This is a genomic window from Pseudoalteromonas sp. BSi20495 (assembly GCF_000241185.1).
Classification (GTDB): domain Bacteria; phylum Pseudomonadota; class Gammaproteobacteria; order Enterobacterales; family Alteromonadaceae; genus Pseudoalteromonas; species Pseudoalteromonas fuliginea.
Genome location: NZ_BADY01000071.1, coordinates 17,789 through 42,931 on the forward strand (window position 1 = coordinate 17,789; position 25,143 = coordinate 42,931).

A 25,143-nucleotide genomic window follows, 5' to 3' on the forward strand; every position below is an offset into this window, starting at 1 on the left:
CAATAAAATACGACTAATTACAATTTAAGCAGTACTTTAAGGCTACTTTAAATAGGCTATTCATGTAACAGTTAGCTTTCGAGTGTTTTTACAGCTGTCTTCTTTGAGCTCAAAGCCACTGCATCCTAAAAATTCACCATGCTTAGATTTGCGTTTTCGCATTTCACGCCCACATTTTTCACAAATTGGATGCTGTGTTTTGGATGCTGTGTTTTACATTCTATATTTACACATTGTGAATACGTGCTTTTATCAACCGATGGGCTACTACAACTTTTACACACTCGTAGTTTAGTTTCGCAAATTTGCGTGTTAGTACAGCTATAATAATTACCATACTGACCCGTTTTTGGCACAATTAATCCGTCGCTGCATGTATTACACTCTCTTTGCTTTAGTTGCGACTTGTTAAACAACGTTGAAGCGATCTGAATAGGATAATCGTCATTTACTAGTTCTTTTACAAACGCTGAGCATGCATAAGGGTCTGCAATTAAGTACGCTTTATGTTTAGCACGTGTAATGCCTACATAAAGCAAACGCCTTTCCTCTGAGTGAGTGAATTCATCTTGCTCTGGTAATAACGACTCCACCAGCACGTTATTTTGATTATCGCTAGGAAAGCCTAATTTACCTTGTTCAAAACCAATAATAATACAGTAATCGGCTTCAAGCCCTTTAGCACTATGTAATGTCCAAAAATAAAGAGAGTTTGTATGCTTTTTATCTTTTAAATGCTGCTGTACGCTATTTAACATGTATCGGTATCGACTAAGTATGGCAATGCTCGCTGATGCATCGTTTTTTTGAATCGTGCTTATGCTCTGCTGCACTTTTATTTCTATCGATTTAGTACCTTGGTATAAATCGTCTAATAAAATAACGTGTGGTGTGGTTACTTGTGTATGTGTGCTGATCAGCTTTTTATATTGCTCAGGGTTTTGCATTACAAAACGCCCTGCTACATCGCTAATACTGTTGTTATATCTAAATGTTTTTTGCAACATAGTAAGTGAGTGGCCACCCACCAGCTCATTAAAACGCGTTGTAAACGCTAAATTACCACCCGAAAAACGATAAATTGCCTGCCAATCATCACCTACGGCAGTAAAACGTACACTTTTGCCCTTGTTAATAAGTGTGTTTAAAAAGGCCATACGCGCACCTGATATATCTTGAAACTCATCAACTAAAATATGGCTCCAAGGCACACTAAATTCACCTTTTTTTACAGCCTTTGTTGCATGAATAATCATATCGTCAAAATCAATGGCGTGTTGCGTATGTAGCTCTTGCATATAAGCATTATGTATAGCTATAAGCATTGCGGCATAACGTTGATGGTTTTTGAGTCCACTTTGTTTTATACGTTGTTTTATTTGCGTATTAGTGAGCTGCTCAGCTCTTATGGCTTGCAAGCACTTTAAGTATTTTTCAACCCCTTGTTGTAACAGCCCTGAGTTATTTAACGTGCTAAATACTTCATCGTCATTTAAAGGTACAAGCGCCACACTATGTTGCTTTAAAAGTTTACTTAAGCGCCGCTCTAACTTGCCTTCGAACCAATTGTAGTGAAAAGTCTCAAGTAAAATAGTGTTATTATTTTTATGCAGTTTTCGCTTAAAAGCTATTTGCTCGTTATAGCGTTTTTTATTTATATCGGCGCGTGCATTACCCTCTCTATCAATGTCAAAGTGCTCTAGATAAATATTGTATTTTGATAAGTGAAAATTGGGATTATATTGTGCGTTTAGGGTTATGTCTTCTGCTGAAATCTCTAGCTTATTTTTGTAGTGAGGCTCGTACTCATGCTCAACTGATTGTAAATATAACCAGTTTGAAATAAGTAGCTCTTGATAACTTTTAACTTTAAGCCCTGCAAGGCTTCTATATTCGTTATCTCTTAGGTAGCGCTCATACTCAGCACTGCTTTTAAAACTAAAAATATCGACTGGTTCGTGAAGTAAATCAACAACGTTTTTCAAAAATGTAGAGTCGGTCTGCATTTGCTTATAAAGCCATGCGGTTAACCATGTTTTTTGCTGTATTTCATCGGTTGCAAATGTAGAAAGCTTCGTTGATTTTTTCGCGTCTTGTAATAGCTTCAATCCTAGTGCATGAAACGTTAAAATGGCAGGTGGTTTAATACTTAAATTGGCGTGTGCTGCACGTTTAATAAAGCGCTCTTTTAATTCCTGTGCAGCCGTTTTATTGTAAGCAAGTACCAATACCTGCTCTGGCAGTGCTATTCCACGTGCGATTAAATCAAGCGATTTGGCAACCATAACTGAGGTTTTTCCTGTGCCGGCTGCTGCAAGTACTAGATTTTTATCGTTATCGCGTATAACCGCTAAACGCTGCTCTGTAGTGAGCGGGTTAGACTCAACATTATTATAAAAGTTATCTCTTTGGGTAAGCTGCTTTTGTTCATATTTATGGCGTAATTGCGCTACAGCGTCTGCTGTTTTTGGTGTACTACTTAAAATACTTAAAAATTTTACGCTAATAGGCGATAAATGCTGTTGCCACACGGTTTTATTATGTGCGTAATTTTTACTTAAAGAAAAAACAGCTTTATTTAAGATTTCAATGGAACTGTCGCGTAAAAATTCATCAAGGGCATAACGCTTTAAAAGTGTTTTCGCATTGTTCACTTTTTGTTCTAACGTATTTGAAAAATATTTATTTAACGCTTTATTAAGCACATCTGCTTCGGCTTTTTTTAAAAAACTAACGCATGTGTTATTAGGATCACATAAATAAATTTTTGCGCTAAACAAGCTATTTTGCAGCACAGAAAAGTTACTGAAATCACTTAATAAAAATTGCTGTTTAGTCATATCTCTAAAGTGGACAACAAGCACGTCTTGCTCAATACTTACCCACTTAATACGGGTAAAAAAACGACCTAACCAACTTGGTGTGGCAACATACTGCACCATAATACTCAATACAAAAGCAGACTATAAACTAATTGTAACATACTCTTTTATAATAAATTTACTCACAATACTGGCCGTTATTTTACTAAAAATAAAACAACACTGCCTACCAAGATCTTTTATTTAAAATTTATTTTACAGTTGTTAACAATTTTAAACATCTAAAAGTACTTTCTTGTGTAACAATACGCTCACAAATAAAGGAGCTAACATGTTTAAAAAAAGACTTTTCCCTCGTGGGCATCATATTAATGCTGTGTGCTTGCACATCAGAAACAGCATCAGATCTAATTAAAACGAAAGGTATTTGGGCGGGTTTTGAGCTTGTGTCTGACGGAAGTCGTACTCGTATTAATGCAGAGCTAAATGCAGGTGATATGAATGGGTCTAACATCGTATTAAGCGATAGCGACACATTACAAGTAATCGTGCGAGGCACAGCTGTTGAACTTAGTAAAGATACAGATTTTTTAGATGTAGATTACCAAGCCTACATCAACATAACTGATGATAACGAGCCGTTTGATATATTGTTTAACCGTGATGATGAAATAAGCACACGCTCAACTGTTGAACTTCCTCATAACTTTATTATTTTAACACCAAGTAGTGAGCAAAAATTTAGCATAACAAACACAATAACAGTACAACTTGATGGTATAGATACCAATAGCGCCAGCACAATTGAGTTAAGCAGTCGTTGCACCACAAATAACAACTCTACATTAATACAATCTACGTCTTCATCTATTACATCGTCGAGTTATTCATTTAATCTAAATAATTTGATAATGTTTAATGATACGCAAATAGATAAAAGTAAGGCATGCAATTTAACTATTTTGATTGAGCGGATTCGCTCTGGCGCTATTTCAGGGGGGTTTGCTAGTCAAAGTTATATTCAAGCTAAACAACAGCGCGCAATAAATAATATGACTTTAACGTTTTAATTTGCACGCCAATTTACTCAGCGTTAAGCTACGCCTTTATTAAGTAATTCTACCAATTGTAATTGTCTGCTTTTTTATATGGGCTAATAACAATTGATATAAAGGTTTATTATGACTAACAGCACATACCCGATTGGCACACCTGGAAAAAAATGGAATAACAACGATAAAGCCCAGTGGTTAGCACGCCAAAACATTAAACGCAGTTACCAGAACGAAGTCGTAACGCTAATTAATGATCTTAAAAGCACCTTAGATATAGAGCAATACGGCGAGCTTAATTACGCCGCTGGCACTTACCCATTATATATATTAAAAACGCCTAACTTTAATGCTAATAAACCAACAGTTTTAATCACCGGAGGTGTGCATGGCTACGAAACCAGTGGCGTACATGGCGCACTTAGGTTTGCTAAAACATCGGCTATGCAACACTCAAAGCAGTTTAATATTATTGTTGCGCCCTGCATTAGCCCTTGGGGATATGAGACTATAAACCGCTGGAACCCTGATGCTATTGATCCTAACCGCTCATTTTACGAAGGCAGCCCAGCACAAGAGTCAGCAGCTATTATGACGTATGTAAAATCACTCGATATAGACTTAGTTGCTCATATTGATTTACACGAAACAACCGACAGCGATAACAGTGAATTTAGACCCGCACTTGCTGCCCGTGAAGGCACTACAAACACTAATTGGAACATACCTGATGGGTTTTATTTAGTGGCCGATACCAATAAGCCTGAGCCTGAATTTCAAAAAGTAATTATCGAAGATGTGGAAAAGGTCACGCACATTGCCCCGAGCGATGAAAACAACCAGCTAATAGGCGTCCCTCAAGAGCAATTTGGCGTTATTAACTATGCGGCACGTGAGTTAGGTTTGTGTATGGGCTTTACTGACGCGCCTTATGTAACCACTACCGAAGTGTACCCAGATAGCCCAACAGCCACCGATGAAGAATGTATTTTGGCACAAGTGGCCGTTATAACAAGCGCACTCAAATATATAAATGCAAACACGTAATAAAAACTACAGATAAAATGCCCAAGAAGAATATCGACTTGGGCATGTTGTTTATGAAATTTTATCAATCTTAGTTTTTATAAAACTGGCTATCTTTAGTTATGGTTATACTGGCGTCTTCTTGCGCCGTTACTACAAATTGTAACTTGCTAACTTTACGCTCAATACCGTAACCATCGGCTGTTACAGTAACGGGGACTCTTTTCATCGCACCCGGTTGTACAAGCGTAGATCTCGGACTTGAGAGTGTTGCTTCTGGCAAGCCCTCTATGGCAATACTGTAATGCAGTGCTTGCTGCGTTTTATTAATAATAGTAAGTGTATAAGGGTTTTCTACAAGGCCCTCGTAGTTCACTCTATAAAGCGCATTCCTATCGCGTAGTACTGAGGCTTCTATTGGTGTACGTTGCAGCATCCATGCAAACATCGAAATGATTAACAAAGCCGTTAATGCGCCGTATCCTACTAGTTTTAACCTAAATGGATTGGTTTTTTTACCTTCCATTTGTTTTTCACTCGCGTATTTAATTAAGCCTTTTTCGTAACCAAATTTCTCCATGGTATCGTCGCAGGCATCAATACATAAGCCACAGTTTATACATTCATATTGCAACCCATTTCGAATGTCTATTCCTGCAGGGCATACCTCTACACACAAGTTACAGTCTACACAGTCACCTAAGTTAAGCTCTTTTGGATCAGCTTTGCGTTTACGTGGTCCTCGGCTTTCACCTCGCTCGTTATCATATGTAACAAGCAACGTATCTTTATCAAACATAACAGCCTGAAAACGAGAATAAGGGCAAGCAATTGTGCACATTTTCTCGCGTAAAAACCCAGCATTACCGTAGGTGCAAAAAGCGAATAAAAACACCCAAAAGCTCGTAATACCTGACCATTCAAACGTAAGCATTTCCATATACAAACTTTTTGCCGGAATAAAATACGCCATAAACGAGGTGGCGGTTAAAACTGAAATAATAATCCACGCACTGTGCTTAGTTATTTTTTTGCGCCAAGTACTTAGCGTCCACTGCGATTTATCTAATTTAATACGCTGATTTCGCGTGCCTTCTATGCGCTGCTCTACCCACGAAAACATGAGCATCCATATTGTTTGCGGGCACGTGTATCCACACCAAACCCGACCAAGCCAGTTGGTTACAAAAAATAACGCAAAAGCCCCCACCATGAATAGCAGGGCTAAAATCACAAAATCTTGAGGAAGCAGTGTTAAACCAAAAATAGTAAAGGTTTGCGTTGCCACATCAAGCAGCACAGCTTGTTGACCGTTATATTGAATCCACGGTATTGCAATAAAAGTTAGCATTAGCAGCCAACCTAAATTACGGCGTATGCGCTGAAAAAATCCTTTTTGCTCGCGGATATAAATTGGCCCTTCGGTGTTATAGGGCTTAATGATCATGTCTTCTTCTTTAATATCAAACTTCATAGTACTTGCTTCATAATGACGGGTGTTACGCAAGCATTTGCAACTTTCAGACCAAGCTGAAACTTAAATTACTTCATTGATATTAAAGAAATTATTTTAAAAAATAAAAATCAACCACGCGATATAAAGCGTACTTCGCGATATATCACGAATTTTTAGCGATCCCTAACTTTCGCATTTTTGAGCGTAGTGTACTCTCAGGTAAGCCCAATTTAACTGCCGCTCCTTTATCACCTGATATTTGCCAGTGCGATAACGCGAGAACAGAGGTTATATGCTGCTTTTGCGCTTCATCGAGCGTAAGTGAAGGATTAATAAAGACTTCACCACCCGCTTGCAAAGGCTGACTTAGCTGAAGTACCGCTTGATTAGATAAAATAGCTTCGCGTTCAAGTACATTTTGCAGCTCTCTAATATTGCCTGGCCAATCGTAAGCCTGCAGCTGCGTAATTGCTTTTTTACTTAGCCCTTTTAAGTTTTTCCCGAGCCGCTTATTTAGCTGCGCAATTAAATTAGCGCATAAATAAGGAATATCTTCTTTTCGATCTTTAAGGGCGGGTACTTTTATAGGAAATACATTAAGCCGATAATACAAATCAATTCTAAACGTGCCTTTTTGTACCATTTCCCACAGGTCGCGATTAGTCGCTGCAATCACTCTAATATTTACTTTTAGCGTATTGCTGCCACCCACACGTTCAAACTCTTGTTCTTGAAGAACTCTTAGTAGTTTACTTTGCGCCTCAAGTGGCAGCTCTGCTATTTCATCTAAAAACAAGGTGCCTTTATCAGCAAGTTCAAAACGCCCTTTACGGCGTTCATTTGCACCTGTAAACGCGCCTTTTTCATGGCCAAACAATTCCGATTCTAGCAAACTTGGGGTAAATGCGGCGCAATTTACTTTTATAAAGGCTTGTTCGCTACGCTTGCTTAGTCGATACAAATTACGAGCTACTAATTCTTTACCCGTGCCATTTTCGCCAAGTATAAGCACTGTGCTGTCGGTTTCACTCACCAGTTTTATTTGATCTAACATGGTTTGAAATATATGACTTTGTCCAACTAGCCCTGAGTCTTGCCAATCTTCGTTAAGTTCTGCAATTAAGTAGTTGTTTTCATCTTTTAGCTGCTCACTTAAATGCTTTACTTGCTCAAGTGCCTCTTGCAGTGCATTTTGTGTTTGCTGTTGCAGTGATATGTCGCGAAATACCGCTACAGCACCAATTAACTCATCATTTTGATAAACCGGTGTTGAGGTGTATTGAACTGCAAATGAGCTACCGTCTTTGCGCCAAAAAACTTCATTTTTAACTTCACGACGTTTTCCGTCAAACATGGTGCAGTAAATTTGGCATTCATCAGCGGGATAAGGTGTGCCATCAGCATGAGTATGGTGATGATATTGATGTATTTTTTTACCTAATAGTTCCTCAGCGCACCAACCTGTCATGCGCTCAGCGGCAGGATTAACAAACACCGCATTACCCGACAGGTCAAAACCGTATATACCCTCACCGACTGCGTTTAGCAATAATTTAGGATCGTTTAAAAATTGTTTTACCATAAATACACCTCGCGAAATATCGCGAGTATTATGGCAATTTTATACGCTAAGTGCACTCATTACCTAAAGCGCACTTACGCGTAAATTAAAAAGCTATAAATAGTGCTTAAATAACGTTTTTACATCTATTTTTGCACCTAGCCTTGCGGCTATTAAGTAAAGTCCTGCAAGTTTTCGGTGAATAAATAGCGCATCAACGGGCGGTGTATGCCATTGCTGAGATTGCCCACTAAGAGCAAGCCCTGCATTTTTAATTTTGAGCGCGAGTTCGCTATTTTTAAAATCAAATTCCCCTTCTGCTCTTAGGGGCTCGCACGCCATTAAAAATAAATCAATGACGTTGTTTTTATACTCATCAACTAAGTCATTTTTAAAATAACCTATGTGTGATGCCGCTTTAAGTACACCTTCTCGGTTGTTTTCACTACCCGCTTTAAATAAGGCTAAGTACGCTAAGCTAAGCTCGGTTGATATTTCTCGCGTTGCACCAAAATCAAATAAAACAATTTTTTGTGTATCAAGCTGATAATGAAAGTTGGCAAAGTTAGGGTCGGTTTGAATTAATTTAAATTCAAACATTTCTTTAAAAAATAAATCAATGAGCTGCTCTGCAACAAAGCTTTTTTGACTATCTGGTAGCTCTGTAATGCTCTCAATGGGCTCTGCTTTTATATATTCCATAGTTAGCACGTGTTGTGTGCTGTGCTCTGGATATACGTTAGGCACTTTAAAGTGGGGATTACTTGCTAGTGCATTTTTATAACGTATTAAGTACTGAGCCTCCCGTTTATAATCAGCCTCGGCTAATAGCTGCGCTTTAGCCTCACTAATAAGTGGTTTAATATTAAGATCTTTTGGCAATAATCGAGAAATCGTTAATAAAGAAATAACGTTATCGACATCACTTACTACACTTTTTGCAATACCAGGGTATTGAATTTTAACAGCAAGCTGATCGCCATTTTCTTTATAAGCTAAATGAACTTGCCCTATAGAAGCCGCTGCAAAAGGTCTTAGCTCAATGTGAGAAAAACGCGCTAGCCACTCATCCCCCCATTGCTCTTTTAACACTTCAACAAGCTGCTTATGAGGCATTGGATTCGCGTCTGAGCGCAGTAAAGCAAGTAACTGAGCTAATTCAGGACTAAGTAGATCACCGGCATCCATTGAAAGCAATTGCCCCAGTTTCATTGCTGCACCACGTAAATGTGATAGCTGTGTGGCTAATTTTTCAATATTTTTAGGTTGTAGTAGTAAGCTTTTATTATCCCAACCTTTACCTGTTAGCGCACTCTTAGCACCATCAACTAACATGTTGGTAGCAACACCTGTGGCAAGTGAGCCTAATTTTGCAAATCGAGAAAGCCGAGAAGTGGGAACAGTGCGAGGAGCCGCCATAATATTAAAACCTAATTAGCCTGAAAGTCAGGCTAATTAATACGTATATTGTAAGTAGGTAGATCTACTTATAGACGAGGTACTAGCTTAATTGCACCTTCAACCACTTTCATATCAAGTGGAAGCTTACTAAGTAGCATCATTTTAGGGTCATCCATATTTAGAGTATAAACAGGGTTAACCGCTAAAAAAGCATTAATCACATCCATTGCTTGGCTATCAAGTGCACCTAAATTACCTTTAAAACCACCGGCATCAACACTCGAATCAAGTAACTTAATATTACGTAAAAACACCGCTTTTTTCTCACTGTCGTAAAATGGGCTGCCTTCAATTTGTAGCTTTAAACGCACTGGGTATTTAAGTGCGAATGCATTAATTTCAGCGCTTGAATCGGCACCAAGCACAACAACATCGCGGTTATCAGGTCCAATATTTACACTTAAGTCGTTTACATCAAACTGAACCGGTAAACCCATTAAGCTTACTTTTTCACTTAACTTTGGTAATTGCTTACCCAGTACAGACTCAACCTCAGAGTTAGTAAATGAATATACTGATATGCCTTGCGTGGTATTACAGGCAGTTAAAAATAACGCTGCAATAATAACTAAAATTCTCATGAAAACCCTTTTGTTTATGAATTAGTGATACATAAAAAAGCCGCTATTAAAGCGGCTTAGTAAAATAGTAACCAGCACATATTATGCTGGTTCTAGGGCGTGTTGACCTTTGTGGATTGAAATTTGTTCAATCTAGGGTCGATTTAATCGCGGCGTGAGGTTTGTAACCTAGCGGGCTAAGTCAAAACCGAGCAACAAAGAGTTAATCGTCCCTAGAAAGAACCCAAAGGGCAGCGCATGTTTGGCATTTATGCTGCGTTATCGCCTATTTATGGGGAATAACCACACTACATAGACTCTGCCTTGCCTAAATACCAAACAGTCTGCTGCAAATTCAACCACGAAAGGTCAACACGCCCTAGTGTATTAAGCTGCAAGTGTCGCTTTAAGTCGCGTTAGTGTGTCAGGTTCAACTGAACCGTCACTGAGCGCTAATAACTGTTTTAAATAATAGTTTAAATCAGCATGATCACCACGATGTTTGTCATCTAGCATGGCTACTTGTTCTGCCATTCTAAGTGACTTATCGATTGAACTTACGTTCGCTAGTATTTCCATGCGCGTAATAAGCTGCTCGGTATTTAACGCTGTTTTAAGCGGTGCTTGATACTGACTTGGTAATGCTTCATTGTTCTCAAGTGCAGTAATTAATGCATCTAAATTAGCTTGCTCTGATTTACTTGTTAGCAATGCAAGTTTATCGTCAATAGCGGCTAGTAGCTTAGTAACCTTTGGCGCTAACGATCTAAATTGCGTATACCCTTTCACTTTTGTTTCAAGGTCGTGCAACTGCGCTCTTTGATTAACATCACTCAATGCTGCTTCAAGTTCAGCAAGTTCTGCAACGGCTTGCTTATCTGACTCGTTTTGCTCAAGTTTTTGCTGCTCGAACTCACTGCTACGCTTGGTAAATGTTTCATCGTTAAACTGACGAAACTTTTGCCATAACGCATTTTCAGCTTTCAAACCTGCAAAACCGATAGCTTGCCATTGTTGTTGCATTTGCTTCAACTCTTGGCATGCAGCTGCTAAATCATCACTTTGTGACAATTGCTGCGCTTTTTCTACTAGTTCGTTTTTAAGTGTGGCATTAGTTTTATGAAATGCATTTAACAAAGCCAGTACTTGTTGTTGCTCATTTTTATAACGATCGTTTAGTGTACGGTATGTTTTAGGGTCAACTTTACCCACACTGCGCCACGCTTTATTTAAACGATTGTATTGGCTTTCATATTGCTTCCAATCAAAGTCATCCTCAGCAGTTGGCTGTAAATGGAGCGCATGCATGTCGTTAATAATACTTTCACGTTGTGCTTTTGATGCTTCTCGTTGTACTTCTTGCTCTGCGAAGTAACTACGGCAAGGCGCAAATAACAGCTCGATTTGTTCATCAAACTGCACGCCTTGTTGCTTTTCTTCATCTGTATCTAAACGACCTAACTCATTCCAACGTTTACGTAGCGCTTTTACTTGCTCTGCGCGTTGTTGTGGGTCGGTGCATTCTTCGCTTACTAATGCACTTACTTCTTCTAATAAGGCTTCACGCTTTGGTGCTGCTGCGTATTTTTGCCAATCTTTAGCATCTGCAAGTTGCGCTTCAAGTTCCGCTTTTATGTTTACAAGCGGCTGTTGATATTGCTCAGTAAGTGTATTAAATAACTCTTCAAAGCCTTTAAACACACCAAAAGCAACATTAAAACGACCTTCTTCAATTAGGCGTTTAACATCACGCGCTTTGCGCTTTGCTTGGCTTTGGTTTTTTTCAAGTGGCTTAACTAGCTCATTCATTGGTGCTAAAAATTGCTTTTTATGCGCATTTAACTGTGTTTTAAAGGTACTTTGTAGTGCGCCATCTAAAATATTTAAATGATTACGCGCTGCTTTAAAGCCATTATTAAATTCAGTTAAAGTTGCATCGTATTGTGCTAAATCTTCTGCTGGCGTAATTTCGCATAGCGCTGCAAAAGCGAGTTTGTACTCTTTAATAGCCGTTGTTAACTCAGGTAACTTAGCAACTTGAGTAAATAGTTTTTCTAACTTGCTTACAGCGAGTTTTGATTGTGCGTTATTAGCAAGTTCTGTTTCGCTAATAGCTTGCTTAGCTTGCGCTACTTTTGCATCAAGCCAATCTTGTTGAATTTGCTCTGGCGTTTCAAGACCAAGCTGTAAGGCATTTTCAATTTCTTCACCCAAAGCTTCAAGTGTTGCAAGTGCTAATAATTGACGCTGTTGTTGCGCTAATTGCTGCTGCTCTTTGTCATGTACCGCTTTTAGCTGTTCAATGTGTGCATCTAACTTAGTGGTGATAGAAGTATATTTTTCGTCAAGCAGCTTAACGCGCTCATCACTTAACCATTTAAGCTCAAGTGCTTGCCACTGGGCCATTAATTCGCCGGCTTGTGGATTTACAATACCAAAATCTGTTTTTTCACGTAAAGCATTTAACTTAGCTAAAATAACACGTGTTGCATTTTCAACTTCAAGTGGCATTTCAATTGCTAAACGTTCATTTTCAATATGCGTTTCAAGTGCTGCTTTTGCACCACCCTTTGCATGCTTTACTAATGATTTAATTAATTGATGAGTAATAACAAGTTCAACTAATTGAGTTTGTAGCTCTTCGCTACCTTCTTTAAATGCTTTTTCTACTAGTTTTGGATTTGCTAAACGTTTCAGTAATTTAACGCGTACTTGCAGCTCTTTTTCTGCAAACGCTAACTTTTCAAGTGTTTTAACGGGTGCAAAACGCTCTATGTATTCGTTTTTAATTTTTGCTGTTAGCGTACTTTCGCTATTTAAAACAGCATTAGATATTTGTAGCTCGGCTATATCTTTTAATGCTTGATCTTGTTTATACGCTTTCCACCAAAGTGGTAAGTCGTTCACTTTTTGGAGCGCTTTACGGCGTATTTCAGCGGAGCTATCTTCAAGTGCTAACGTGTTTAATATGGTTGCATCACGTTCAATGTCTAATTTTTCGATAGCATCAAGACGTACTTGTTGCTTAGGGTGTTTCCATTTTGGTGTAAAAAGGTGCTTAAAGATCATGTTCACTAAACCTAGCTATTTCGTTGTCTGATTTAAATTCTTTTTGTAGTTGAGCTTTTGTCTTTTGGATCATCTCACCATTAGCACCAATCGTAAATTGCTCGTTTGATTGAGCCACTTTTGCTTGATACAACATAACCAACTGCACTGTTTGTTGCTTTTGCTCATCTGATAAAACGGTACCGTCTGGCCATTTACCAGTAGAGGCACCGTATTGTAAGCGTTCGAATAATTCGGGAGTAATATTTTGTACAAGATTGTCGATGTTCATGTCATTTTTTCTTTTTTAGAGTCACTAAAACAATACGGTTTATAAGATACCAAATACACCCTACGCCAATTGCGGCGGTGTAAGCGTACCACTGCAGTGTTTCTTCTTGCGGTTGTAGAAAGTACAAACAGAAAAAACCACCTAAAAATAAGATAAGCGCCAAAAAGGAGTGATTTATAAACATCTGCTTTTTTTTAATTCGCTGTTCGCGCTGAAGTTGTAAAACTTGCTCGTCGTTTAGCTCTGCAATGTTGCTTTCGCAATGCGGACATTGCTTATGTTTATCTGAAATTGATTTTGCACATTTTGGGCAACGAATAATCGCCATACTTCTCTCCATACTACGCATAAAAAAAGCGCCTTTCGGCGCCTTTATTGTACGTGTTTTATTTCTCGTTGTCTTTTTTGAATTCAAACCAATAACTAATTTAGGGGCGATAATTTTCCAAGTTGCCCACTAAGTTTAATTACTCTGCGTCTTTTGACTGCTTTTCTAAGCGTTTTTCCCAGAATGTGGCGTTTTTTATACCCAATTTAACTGGATCAAATATGACTTTTCCGCCTTTTTTCTTTTGTTCTTCATAATCGCTCAAACATAGCAAAGCAGGCTTAGCGACAAAGAAAATGGCTAAAATACCGAGTATGTTAATCCAAGCCATTAAGCCAACGCCAATATCACCAATAGTCCAAATATAACCTGAATTATTTACCATGCCGTATGCAACCATAAACATAATTACAAACTTCACAAGAACAAGCGGAATACTGCCCTTAAAATAACGATTTAAGTAAGCAATATTAGTCTCTGCAATAAAGTAATAAGCAAGTATTGTGGTAAAGGCAAAGAAGAATAATGCAATACCGACAAATGCTTGTCCAAAGCTACCAAATACACTAAATAGAGCCATTTGAGTAAAGGCTGCTGATCCCACTTCAGTGGCTGCATCAACATTTTGTACAATAAATTGCCCTGCTGGTAGCTCACCCACAATGTTGTATTGCTGCGTAATTAAAATCATTAATGCAGTTGCAGTACACACAAAGAGGGTATCAACATAAACAGAAAAAGCTTGTACTAAGCCCTGTTGAGCAGGGTGATCAACTTCTGCTGCAGCTGCTGCATGAGGCCCAGTACCTTGGCCTGCTTCATTAGAATATATACCACGTTTAACGCCCCAACCAATAGCAGCACCAAAACCTGCCTGCGCAGTAAATGCATCACTAATAATTAAATAAAATATATCGCCCACTTTATCTAAATTTAAAAATACCACGATTAGTGCCAGTACTATGTAACCAAGCGCCATAAATGGCACTACAATTTGCGTAAAGTTCGCAATACGTTTTATACCGCCGAAAATAATAAATGCCAAAACAATAAGGATAATTGCTAAAGCGACTAATTTAAAGCTGCCTACATCACCAAAGCTAGTAGAAACCATGTTGCCATTGCCAAACACTTGGGTAAACGCATTACCTACCGCATTTGCTTGTACGCCAGGCAGAAAGACACCACATGCTATAATTGCCGAAACAGCGAATAAAATAGCCAACCATTTTTGTCCTAAACAACGGTCAAAATAATACGCTGGGCCACCACGGTATTGCCCGTCTTCTTCTGTTTTATAAATTTGACCTAAAGTAGATTCTGCATATGCGGTACTTGCGCCTAGAAAAGCAACAACCCACATCCAGAAAATAGCGCCTGGTCCGCCAAAACCAATAGCCGCTGCAACGCCAGCGATATTACCGACGCCTACTCGTCCAGACAACGAGACTGCAAGGGCTTGAAAAGATGAGATACCTTTATCTGACGTGTTAGGACTAAATAATAACTTACACATTTCTTTAAAATGTCTAACTTGAGCAAATCGAGTTAATACTGAATAAAACAAGCCTGCGCCTAGGCATAAATAAATGAGTGCATTACTCCAAACAACATCATTAACAGCGCTTACAATAGCTTCCATGGATATCCTCTATAGTTATATTTATTATTTTTAGTTACGAGACTCTGCTTTAGCTACTACGCAACATAAGCTTTACGAAATAAGGTTTTGCCTCTCCCGTCCCGACTCATGATTTAATTAATCTTAACTTAAGTAACCTAACTTTGTTAACACTTAATTTTCAAAATATCTAATTACGTAGCTATTGCAAGGCACTACATCAGCAGTATTTAAAGGAAAGTAGATTGATTTGTACCGATACGGTGATGATACGCAGCGAAGAAACGTTAAAAACGTTTTGGAATGAAGTTGCTATATGATTATTATTTTTTGTAAAAGGGGTTTTACTAAAAACAAAAAGGGCATCAAAACTATTGATACCCTTCAAATAAATGTTTTATCTTAAATTATCAACAACATTAACAATTGCCGCTAACGTATCTTGACCAAATTGATACGAACGACGGTCTGACCAGCCATAGTCTGGATCAGGTAAATCGTTATTATCTTTAAATGGCATTTCAATTGTGTACGTTAATGCTTTAAATTCTTCAGCGGTTGCTGCTGAACCTACCGTTAGGTTAGCTTGGCCTGGCTCATCTTTTGGATAGCCATGCTCATCTTGAAACTCTGGAGTAATCGTTAAAAGCGCGGCTTTAAAGCTATCTTCAAGGCCTTTTAGGCGTGCATCGTAACTTGGAATACCTTCGCTGCCTGCCACAAAGTTATACGGAATCGCTTCATCGCCGTGTATGTCTAGGTGCATATCTAAGCCAGCTTCGCGCATTTTATTTAGCACTAGGTAAACCTCAGGGCTATTTTCCATGCTTGGTGTTTGCCATTCACGGTTTAAGTTAACGCCTTTAGCATTGGTACGAAGATGTCCGCGTGCGCTACCGTCTGGATTCATATTTGGCACAACGTAAAATACTGCTTTTGATAGAAGCGCAGCTGCATGTGGGTCTTCGTCATCAAGAAGTTTGTGCAATAGACCTTCTACATACCACTGCGCCATTGTTTCACCTGGATGTTGGCGTGCTGTGATCCAGATGTTTTTCTTGTCTTCACTTGGCTCACCAATTTTAAGCACACTCATATCACGGCCATCGAGTGTTTCACCAAGCGTTATTAATTGGCAAGCGCCTTGGCTTTGTGCCCAAGATAATAAATCTAAATGGCGGTCGTAACTATATGGTGCAAAGTAAGCAAAATACACACTGCCGCACTCTGGTTCAATTTCAAAGCTTAATGTGCCATTTTCATAGCTTGATGGTACACGAAACCATGTTTGGCGGTCATATGATGCAACGGCTTGATACCCTTCCCAACCATCGGGGTAAGCTGATTTATCAAGCTCATTAATATTTAACTTATGCAATTGGTAAGGCGTTGTTTCAAGACGAAAGTGAAACCACTGATAAAATTCAGACTGATGATCTTTATTAATTTCTAATTGAATATTTAAAGGATCGGTGGCTTCAATAACTTTAATATTACCACTGTCGAAATTGCTGCTGATTTTCATGGAAAACCCTTTAGGTTGAATAAGTTTATCTGCTTTTTACTCTGCAGAACTAACACTACTGGTATTAAATACACGTAGTAAAATATTGCAATACTAATAAAAACTGAGCATTGCTAACATTTGAATAATTAAAGCCTATCACAAGGCATACGCTTTAAAAATAATACACGACCAAAAAAGCCAGCAACATGCTGGCTTTTACGTCACTGCAAACAAATTAGCGAGGTAAGCTTGGGAATGACACTTCGGCCATATCGCGCATACAACGAACTACTTGGCAGCTGTAACCAAACTCATTGTCGTACCATACATATAAAACAATACGGTTATCTTCAACAATTGTTGCTTGTGAATCAACAACACCTGCGTAACGGCTACCGACTAAATCGGTAGATACAATTTCCGTTGATGCAGTGTAATCAATTTGATCACGTAAGTCTGAATGAAGTGCTGTATCACGTAAAAATGCGTTTAGCTCTTCAACAGAAGTACTTGTTGCTAAATTAAGGTTTAAAATAGCTAACGATACGTTAGGCGTAGGTACGCGGATAGCATTACCTGTTAACTTACCTTCAAGCTCTGGTAATGCTTTTGAAACCGCTTTTGCAGCACCTGTTTCAGTAATTACCATATTAAGTGCTGCGGCGCGGCCACGGCGCTCTGCTTTGTGGTAGTTATCAATAAGGTTTTGATCGTTCGTGTATGAGTGAACAGTTTCAACATGGCCATTATTGATACCAAACTTATCGTTTAATGCTTTAAGCGTTGGTGTAATTGCATTGGTTGTACAGCTTGCTGCACAAACAATTTTATCTTCAGGTAATATATCTTTGTTATTAACACCATATACGATGTTTTTGATATTGCCTTTTGCAGGAGCTGTTAATAATACTTTTGCAGCGCCCTTACACTCTAGATGCTGGCCAAGGCCCGCTTCGTCTTTCCAAATACCGGTGTTATCAACGATTAATGCATTGTCGATACCGTATTGGGTGTAATCAATTTCGCTAGGAGAGTTAGCGTAAATAACTTGAATGTAGCTACCGTTAGCTTTAATTGCATTACGTTCTTTATCAATAGTGATTGAACCATTGAATGGACCGTGAATTGAATCGCGACGCAATAAGCTTGCACGTTTTTCGAGATCACCATCTTTACCACCACGCACAACAATAGCGCGCAAACGTAAATCTGAATATGGACCTGATTTTTCAATTAATAAACGCGCGAGTAAACGACCAATACGACCAAAACCATACAACACAACATCGCGTGGTTCTTTCGCTGGTAAATCAGCTATTTCTGCAAGTTCGTCTTTAACAAACTCTTCGACTGAACGACCATTTGCGGCTTCAGTGAATAAATAACTATATGCAAGCTTACCAATATCAATACGTGCAGAGTTTAATTCCATTTTGCTGATAGCTTCTAAAAATGGGAAGCTTTCGCGCAAACGTAATTTAGTGCCTTCAAACTGAGCAACGGTTTTGTGAGATTTGATAATATCGATAGTACTGGCATTTACGAGAGGACGGCCATATACAGCAATTTCAATACCACGATTACGATAAAGCTTACCAATGATTGGTTGCATACTTTCTGCGTAATCTTGGCGCTCTTGCCAACTATTTGTGTATTCTAACTCGTGAGATGAGGTCATTTTATTTACCTAAGTTAAACATTTTGAACGGATAGCCCAAATGGGCACTGCCATTCTAATTTAATCTGACGTTATTCTCTACTGTTAGGAGTTAAATGATTGAGCTAGAATAGGAGGGTATATATTCATTTGGGGTTAAGGGATGTTTCTAAAAGCAAGTGTTTTACTAGGGTTGGTAGCCCTAACTGGGTGTGGAGATCAGTTGACACTCTCAAAGGTATGCAAAGAAACACCAGGGTTTTGTGCCGATCTAAATAAAGATAGCCACTGTAAGGAGCCTCGCGCAGAGGTTATTATAAAACGCTACACAGAATATAAAGACCCGACAGATGAAAATAAATACCAATTACTTAAAGGATTTGAAGACTACAATCAATGCATAACATTGGCTGCAAAAATCGAGCACGTAAAACTCAAAGAAAAAACAACCTCGCGTATTGATGGGCAACTAACTAGTATTAAAGAAATAACACGCTTATATCAAGATACTAAAAATACTAACCACCCAGGTTTACTTTATTACCATTGGTCGCGCAATAATAATCAAAGTGCACTAACTAAACTTCTTTCGCTAGAAAACGAAACGAGTGTGACACAAAGTGCTGAAATGCAATTTTTCTTAGCGTCGTATTACATTAAATTCGATGATGAAAAAACCATTGATTTACTCTACAAAACATTAGAGTTAAATAAAAAAGACACCGTACCTAACCCCGAAGTCCTTACCTCATTAATTAGCCTGTTTTATAAACATGATAAATTTAAGCATGCATATATATTTTCTAAAGTGGGCCAAATGTTCGGTATTGAAAATATTGAACTGCTGCCAATAGAACATCAACTAATTAGTAGCGGTAAAAGCTTAGACAGCTTAGATATACTTGCAGAGCAAACATATTTGCAAATACAAAACGGTGAGTTTGTATCACCTAGAGAGTTTTAATTTATTAGTATAAAAATAAGCTAACTTTTTAGTTAGCTTATTCATGTAAAATAAAAAGGCAGCTTGCGCTGCCTTTTTTTATTTTGCTTTACTTGTGCCCACTTCTACGCGGGTTTTAAGCTTTTGACCTGGTCGAAAGGTCACCACACGACGCGCCGAAATAGGAATATCTTCGCCTGTTTTCGGGTTGCGGCCTGGTCTTTCTTTTTTGTCTCGAAGATCAAAGTTACCAAATCCAGAGAGCTTAACCTGCTCGCCTTTTTCTAGCGCTGAGCGGATTTCTTCAAAAAACGCTTCAACTAAATCTTTGGCATCTTTTTTATTGATCCCGAGCTTTTCAAATAGGTGTTCAGCTATGTCGGCTTTAGTAAGCGCCATATCTAGTCCCTCAACGATGCATTAAACTGTTCGGCCAATTCGGCCACCACGTTATCAACTACTAGATTGATATCTTTCTCTTCGAGTGTTCTATCAACCGCTTGCAGTGTTAGAGCAATCGCCAAACTCTTATAATTTGGCTCAATACCTTTGCCCTTATACACATCGAATAAGTTTAGGTCAACCAATTGATTTCCGCCAACTTTTTCGATCACGCTTAAAATGTCACCCGATTTAACGCTGTCTGCCACTAATATCGCGATGTCGCGGCGATTTGAAGGGAATTTAGACACCCCTTCTGCTTGCGGTAAATTTCTTTTTTCTATTGCTGACATTTCAATTTCAAAAACAAAAGTTGCGTTGTTGATATCTAACAACTTTTGAGCTTGTGGATGTAAAGCACCAAAAAACCAACCTTTTTACCATCAACATATATTACTGCTGATTGACCAGGGTGAAGTCCATCTGACTGCTCTGCTTTAACTTCAAAACGAGTAACGTCATTGGTAATTGCAAGTAAGGCTTCAACATCACCTTTTAGGTCATAAAAATCAACATTACGTTTCTCTTCAACCCAATGTTCACCATTTACAAGACCAGTAATAACACCACCAATAACCGGTACTTGGTAAACACCGTTTTCTGCACTTTCGTCGCCTATAAATTTAAGACCATGTTCGAATAAACGAATACGAGGTTGTTGACGATTTTGGTTATACGCTACAGACGCTAATAAACCCGGCATTAAACTTACGCGCATTGCCGACATTTCAATTGAAATAGGGTGCGGTAATACCATTGCTTTACTTTCTGGATGCAAAATAGCTTGTGCCTTAGGGTCTACAAAACTGTATGTAATTGCTTCTTGGTAACCACGAGTCACTAACGTATTGCGGAACTTGCTAAGCGCAATCGTTGCCTCGTTATGTGTCGTCATTTTAAGTTTTGCTGTTGGCGCAACATTAGGAATGCTGTTGTAACCGTAAACACGTGCTACTTCTTCAATTAAGTCTTCTTCAATGCGAATATCAAAACGGTAGCTTGGTACATCAGCACTCCAGCTATCATTTTCTACTTTTACATCAAGGCCTAAACGCGTAAGAATATCGGTTACTTTAGCATCTTCAATATGATGGCCAATAACACGATCTAAACGTGCACGACGAAGGCGTACTTCAGTCACCTTTGGTAGTTTGTCAGCTGCGACAGCTTCGACAACAGGACCTGCTTGACCGCCTACTATTTCAAGAAGAAGTGCTGTTGCACGTTCCATTGCATCGTGTTGCAGAGCAAAATCAACACCGCGTTCATAACGGTGTGAAGCATCAGTGTGCAAACCGTAGCTACGTGCTTGGCCTGCAATTGCAACAGGATTAAAAAATGCACTTTCGAGTAAAATATCAGATGTTTTATCTGTAACGCCTGATTGCTCACCACCAAAAACACCCGCAATTGCAAGTGCTTTGTTATGATCGGCTATCACAAGTGTTGTGTCGTTTAATTTAGCGATATTACCGTCTAATAAAACAAGTTCTTCACCTGCGTTTGCACTACGAACTTTAATACCACCTTCAATCGCATTTAAATCAAACGCGTGCATTGGATGACCAAGCTCAAGTAATACATAGTTAGTCACATCAACTACTGGATCAATTGAACGTACACCACTACGACGTAGCTTTTCAACCATCCAAAGTGGTGTTTCTGCATCAAGGTTAATGCCTTTGATCACACGGCCAAGGTAACGAGGACATGCATCTTCGTTAACTAGGTCAATTGATACTTTGTCATCAATTGTTGGCGTAACCGCAGGAATATCTAATACACTTACGTCAATGCTGTTTAAAACACCTACTTCACGTGCTAGACCTTTTATACCTAAGCAGTCACCACGGTTTGGCGTTAAATCAACATCTATAATGTTGTCATCAAGACCTAGGTAGTCACGTAAATCAGTCCCTACTGGTGCATCGCTTGGCAATTCCATAATGCCGTCGCCTTCTTCGCTAATACCTAGCTCAACAAAAGCACATAGCATTCCGTTTGAAGGTTGACCGCGTAGTTTGGCTTTTTTAATTTTAAAGTCACCAGGAAGTACAGCGCCCACAGTTGCAACAGCAACTTTAATACCTAAACGACAATTTGCTGCACCACATACGATATCAAGTAGCTCATCGCCACCTACGTTAATTTTGGTAACACGTAGTTTATCTGCATCAGGGTGTTGCCCACATTCAACAACTTCACCCACAACTACGCCATTAAATTTGGCCGCAGCAGGCTCAACGCCATCAACTTCTAGACCAGCCATTGAAAGCTGTTCCGAAAGAGCTTGCGTATCAATAGCAGGATTTACCCACTCTCTTAACCACTTTTCACTAAATTTCATTTTATTATTTCACTCTTAACGGAACTGGTTCAGGAATTTTAAGTCATTTTCGAAAAATGCACGTAAATCGTTTACGCCATAGCGCAACATAGTTAAACGCTCTACACCCATACCAAAAGCAAAGCCGGTGTATTTTTCTGGGTCAATGCCCACAGACTTAAGTACATTTGGATGTACCATGCCGCAGCCTAGTACTTCTAACCACTTACCGTCTTTACCCATAACATCTACTTCAGCTGAAGGTTCTGTAAATGGGAAGAATGAAGGACGGAAACGAATTTCCATATCTTCTTCAAAAAAGTTACGTAAAAAATCATGCAAAATACCTTTTAGCTCAGTAAAGCTAACATCGGTATCAACCATTAAACCTTCAACCTGATGAAACATAGGTGTATGTGTTTGATCGTAATCGTTACGGTATACACGTCCAGGTGAAATGATGCGCAGTGGTGGCTGCTCAGTTTCCATAGTACGAATTTGCACGCCACTTGTCTGTGTACGTAGTACTAATTTAGGATTGAAATAAAAGGTATCATGATCAGCACGTGCTGGATGGTGCTCTGGAATATTTAGCGCATCAAAGTTATGAAAATCGTCTTCGATTTCTGGACCAGATTTAACTTCAAAACCTAACTCACCGAAAAAGCTTTCTATGCGCTCAATAGTGCGCGTAACTGGGTGTAAACCGCCAGTAGGCATAGCACGCCCAGGTAGAGTTACATCTATAGTTTCAGCAGCTAGCTTTTCTTCAAGTGCTTTACTTGCTAGCAATTCACGCTTTTCGTTGATAGCAGCTTGTACATCTTGTTTAGCTTGGTTTATAACTTGGCCTGCTTCTTTACGTTCTTCAGGTGCTATTTTGCCTAGCGTTTTAAGCAAGCTTGTGATTTCGCCTTTTTTGCCAAGGTAATTAACCCTGATTTCTTCTAACTGCGCGATTTCACTGGCACTGGCTACCGCCTCAAGTGCTTGCGCTAATATGTTTTCTAAGTTCATTCGATACCTGATCTTTCACAGAAGGTGATTGCTGTTAAGTAATAGCTTATGATAACTGAAAGCAGGGTCTAGATTCTAGACCTACTACAGCTTTAACGTTGATTTTATAAAAGGAATTGTTAATTTTCTCTGTGCAGCCATTGACGCATGATCTAATTTGTCGAGTACATCGAGCAAAGCACGCATATCACGGCTTAAACGCGTTAATAAAAAACGTGCACATTCATCACTTAATTCAAGGCCGCGCATATGGGCGCGCTTAACAAGTGCTTGTGCTTTATCGTCATCACTCATAGAGCGAATTTGAAAGGTTGTTCCCCACGTTAAGCGAGACTCTAAATCTGGCAACGTAATATTAAGCATGCTAGGAAGTAAATCGGCAGTTACTACTAACATTTTACCGGGTTCGTTAAACCGGTTAAAAAAGTTAAATAGTGCTTTTTCCCATGCATCATTCCCTGCGACTAAATGCACGTCATCAATACATAAAACATCAAGCGCTTCTAAACCGTCTAGTACCATAGGTCCAAAATCAATCACTTCGCGCATAGACAGTAGCATATTAGACAAGCCACGCTCTTGTGCTTTAATGCAGGTCGCATACAAAAGGTGAGACTTACCCGAGTCACCTAATCCACATAAATAGGTATACTGAAACGTTTTTGCTAACTTCGAAAAACTATCTTTCAAATGGTTAACTTCTAACGAATTTTCTCCACCAAAGTACGATGCAAATGTTTCGTCATCCGGTAAAGTAACCGGTAATGCCATTTGCATCGGCTCAGAAGTTAGCATTATGGCGTTATCCATTGATACTCTAAGCTATTTTTATCAACAACATGATAAAAAGCGCGTGGATCCTCATAATCTTTAAATGAGGAGTCTAACCCTAATCCTTTTTTAAGATCGCTTAGGTTACCAGTATGGTTTAGCTTAAACTCTACAAACTCCGGTGTTTTACGCACAATTTTAACTTGAGTAACAACGCTTAAACTCAATAACCTTCGTTTTGCTAATTCAACATCAATAAAACTTTGCGTGCCCTTTAGCGTAAGCATAGCAGTAGCTTGTTCATAATAAGCATTTGGATCAATAGCGTACTCGCTTGCAAGACCTCGTGCTAGGGTATCGATCATTTGGCTTACTATTTGCTGCTTATCACCCGTTAATCTATTTGAATCAAATAAATCATCATTTGTAAAACGCCAATCTAAAATCCAATTTTCGCTATCCGCTTCTTTATACATTCTTGCCGTAATACTTCGCTCAGCACTGTAGCGTTTAGAAGCCTCTTCTACTGGTTCTGAAAAGTTACCCCATACTTCAGGGATACCTACTAAACGTCTATCTTGTAAATCAAGTAATGGCACTACAACGGGTAGCCCCCGGCGTCCTGCCTTGTCATAAATTAACTGCTCTAGCTGCGGGTAACTTTCTTGTGTTACTAATTCTCTGCGCCAGTTGTCTTCAATACCTAACCATATTGCAACTAATGGGCGCTGCACTCCCCATAAAGGTAAGTTTAATTCTTTGATTAGCGCGTTGATCTTTCGAGCTTCAAATTTAACAACGAGTTTCAATTGTCCATTTGCTCTCTCGTCATATTCAAACTTAAGCATATAATCAGAAATCTCTTTAGTGCGTTGCTGTGCTAATTTATTTTGATCCGCAGTTTCATCACCGCTTACTTTCACTAAAACATTGAGTAAAGCTTTGCGACTCGCCGCTAATCGAGTATCTCGTGTTTTGTCATCCACTTTTAAAATATCTTGATATAGATCAGTTACTTCAACTGCCGTTACAGAAAAACAAAATAAAATGGATATGGCACTAATTAATAATCTATACACAGGCTATTAGTTCTTGGTTTTAAACTGATTTGATCCTAAATCAAAGACAGTAACAAAGCAAAATTAAATTTGTTATCTAAGGAAATGAAAGTAATTGGCTTTTGTAGAAAGTAAAAAAGATTAAATATAAATAAGTGCGTAGTACACTATTCACCTACCCTTAACTTTATTGCAA

The 25,143-nt window shown here is 38.8% G+C and carries 19 protein-coding genes and 1 pseudogene; 3 read left to right on the forward strand and 17 right to left on the reverse strand.

Features of this window, described 5'->3' with window-relative positions:
- Positions 1-60: 60 nt before the first annotated feature.
- Together P20495_RS22800 and P20495_RS10370 are read right to left on the reverse strand one after the other, a co-directional pair.
- Positions 61-162, reverse strand: a complete 102-nt coding sequence (locus P20495_RS22800; protein ID WP_374700024.1) for a hypothetical protein — start codon at positions 160-162, stop codon at positions 61-63.
- A complete protein-coding gene (locus tag P20495_RS10370; protein ID WP_008136251.1) occupies positions 126-2,942 on the reverse strand; it encodes a UvrD-helicase domain-containing protein in 2,817 nt (938 codons plus the stop codon). The genes P20495_RS22800 and P20495_RS10370 overlap by 37 nt, the downstream gene beginning before the upstream one ends.
- A gap of 236 nt (positions 2,943-3,178) precedes the next feature.
- On the opposite strand from P20495_RS10370, the gene P20495_RS10365 reads away from it, so the two are divergent.
- Together P20495_RS10365 and P20495_RS10360 are read left to right on the forward strand one after the other, a co-directional pair.
- Positions 3,179-3,892 (forward strand): hypothetical protein, encoded by a 714-nt coding sequence (locus tag P20495_RS10365; RefSeq protein ID WP_242401477.1) that lies wholly within the window; start codon positions 3,179-3,181, stop codon positions 3,890-3,892.
- Positions 3,893-4,003: 111 nt separating this feature from the next.
- The gene (locus tag P20495_RS10360; RefSeq protein WP_008136255.1) at positions 4,004-4,921 is read left to right on the forward strand and encodes a M14 family metallocarboxypeptidase; all 918 of its coding nucleotides are present in this window, start codon (positions 4,004-4,006) and stop codon (positions 4,919-4,921) included.
- A gap of 70 nt (positions 4,922-4,991) precedes the next feature.
- Here P20495_RS10360 and ccoG read toward each other — a convergent pair whose 3' ends face one another.
- The 10 genes from ccoG to P20495_RS10310 all read right to left on the reverse strand — a co-directional run bounded on the left by ccoG (position 4,992) and on the right by P20495_RS10310 (position 18,412).
- Positions 4,992-6,374 (reverse strand): cytochrome c oxidase accessory protein CcoG, encoded by a 1,383-nt coding sequence (gene ccoG / locus P20495_RS10355; RefSeq protein WP_008136257.1) that lies wholly within the window; start codon positions 6,372-6,374, stop codon positions 4,992-4,994.
- A gap of 145 nt (positions 6,375-6,519) precedes the next feature.
- Positions 6,520-7,938, reverse strand: coding sequence for a sigma-54-dependent Fis family transcriptional regulator (locus tag P20495_RS10350; RefSeq protein WP_008136259.1), 1,419 nt, complete (start codon positions 7,936-7,938; stop codon positions 6,520-6,522).
- A gap of 93 nt (positions 7,939-8,031) precedes the next feature.
- Positions 8,032-9,336, reverse strand: a complete 1,305-nt coding sequence (locus P20495_RS10345) for an AarF/ABC1/UbiB kinase family protein (RefSeq protein WP_008136261.1) — start codon at positions 9,334-9,336, stop codon at positions 8,032-8,034.
- A 68-nt stretch (positions 9,337-9,404) separates the two neighbouring features.
- Complete coding sequence (locus tag P20495_RS10340) at positions 9,405-9,959, reverse strand: DUF1439 domain-containing protein (protein WP_002960677.1); 555 nt, start codon at positions 9,957-9,959, stop codon at positions 9,405-9,407.
- Positions 9,960-10,325: 366 nt separating this feature from the next.
- On the reverse strand, positions 10,326-13,007 hold the full coding sequence (locus P20495_RS10335; RefSeq protein WP_008136264.1) for a DUF349 domain-containing protein: 2,682 nt from the start codon (positions 13,005-13,007) through the stop codon (positions 10,326-10,328).
- A complete protein-coding gene (locus P20495_RS10330; RefSeq protein ID WP_007378333.1) occupies positions 12,997-13,278 on the reverse strand; it encodes a YeaC family protein in 282 nt (93 codons plus the stop codon). The genes P20495_RS10335 and P20495_RS10330 overlap by 11 nt, the downstream gene beginning before the upstream one ends.
- A 1-nt stretch (position 13,279) precedes the next feature.
- A complete protein-coding gene (locus P20495_RS10325; RefSeq protein WP_007378332.1) occupies positions 13,280-13,606 on the reverse strand; it encodes a hypothetical protein in 327 nt (108 codons plus the stop codon).
- A 139-nt stretch (positions 13,607-13,745) separates the two neighbouring features.
- Positions 13,746-15,248: a sodium:alanine symporter family protein gene (locus P20495_RS10320; RefSeq protein WP_007378331.1), complete on the reverse strand. Its 1,503-nt coding sequence runs from the start codon at positions 15,246-15,248 to the stop codon at positions 13,746-13,748.
- Positions 15,249-15,624: 376 nt separating this feature from the next.
- Positions 15,625-16,752 (reverse strand): M14-type cytosolic carboxypeptidase, encoded by a 1,128-nt coding sequence (locus tag P20495_RS10315; protein ID WP_008136269.1) that lies wholly within the window; start codon positions 16,750-16,752, stop codon positions 15,625-15,627.
- Between the two features lie 217 nt (positions 16,753-16,969).
- Positions 16,970-18,412 carry a glyceraldehyde-3-phosphate dehydrogenase gene (locus P20495_RS10310; RefSeq protein ID WP_008136272.1) on the reverse strand — a complete coding sequence of 481 codons (1,443 nt, stop codon included), beginning with the start codon at positions 18,410-18,412 and terminating at the stop codon, positions 16,970-16,972.
- Positions 18,413-18,554: 142 nt separating this feature from the next.
- Between P20495_RS10310 and P20495_RS10305 the strand changes: the two genes are divergently transcribed.
- Positions 18,555-19,355 (forward strand): DUF2989 domain-containing protein, encoded by an 801-nt coding sequence (locus tag P20495_RS10305; protein ID WP_007378328.1) that lies wholly within the window; start codon positions 18,555-18,557, stop codon positions 19,353-19,355.
- Between the two features lie 78 nt (positions 19,356-19,433).
- Here the strand turns inward: P20495_RS10305 and ihfA are convergent, their stop codons facing one another.
- The 5 genes and pseudogenes from ihfA to P20495_RS10280 all read right to left on the reverse strand — a co-directional run bounded on the left by ihfA (position 19,434) and on the right by P20495_RS10280 (position 24,968).
- On the reverse strand, positions 19,434-19,733 hold the full coding sequence (gene ihfA, locus P20495_RS10300; protein WP_002960690.1) for an integration host factor subunit alpha: 300 nt from the start codon (positions 19,731-19,733) through the stop codon (positions 19,434-19,436).
- 2 nt (positions 19,734-19,735) lie between these two features.
- Positions 19,736-22,122, reverse strand: a pseudogene (gene pheT / locus P20495_RS10295) (phenylalanine--tRNA ligase subunit beta).
- A 15-nt stretch (positions 22,123-22,137) separates the two neighbouring features.
- The gene (gene pheS / locus P20495_RS10290; protein ID WP_007378326.1) at positions 22,138-23,118 is read right to left on the reverse strand and encodes a phenylalanine--tRNA ligase subunit alpha; all 981 of its coding nucleotides are present in this window, start codon (positions 23,116-23,118) and stop codon (positions 22,138-22,140) included.
- 84 nt (positions 23,119-23,202) lie between these two features.
- The gene (gene hda / locus P20495_RS10285; RefSeq protein WP_008136281.1) at positions 23,203-23,913 is read right to left on the reverse strand and encodes a DnaA inactivator Hda; all 711 of its coding nucleotides are present in this window, start codon (positions 23,911-23,913) and stop codon (positions 23,203-23,205) included.
- Entirely contained in the window at positions 23,913-24,968 is a 1,056-nt protein-coding gene (locus P20495_RS10280) for a DUF2066 domain-containing protein (RefSeq protein ID WP_008136283.1), read from the reverse strand. The genes hda and P20495_RS10280 overlap by 1 nt, the downstream gene beginning before the upstream one ends.
- Positions 24,969-25,143 lie beyond the last annotated feature (175 nt).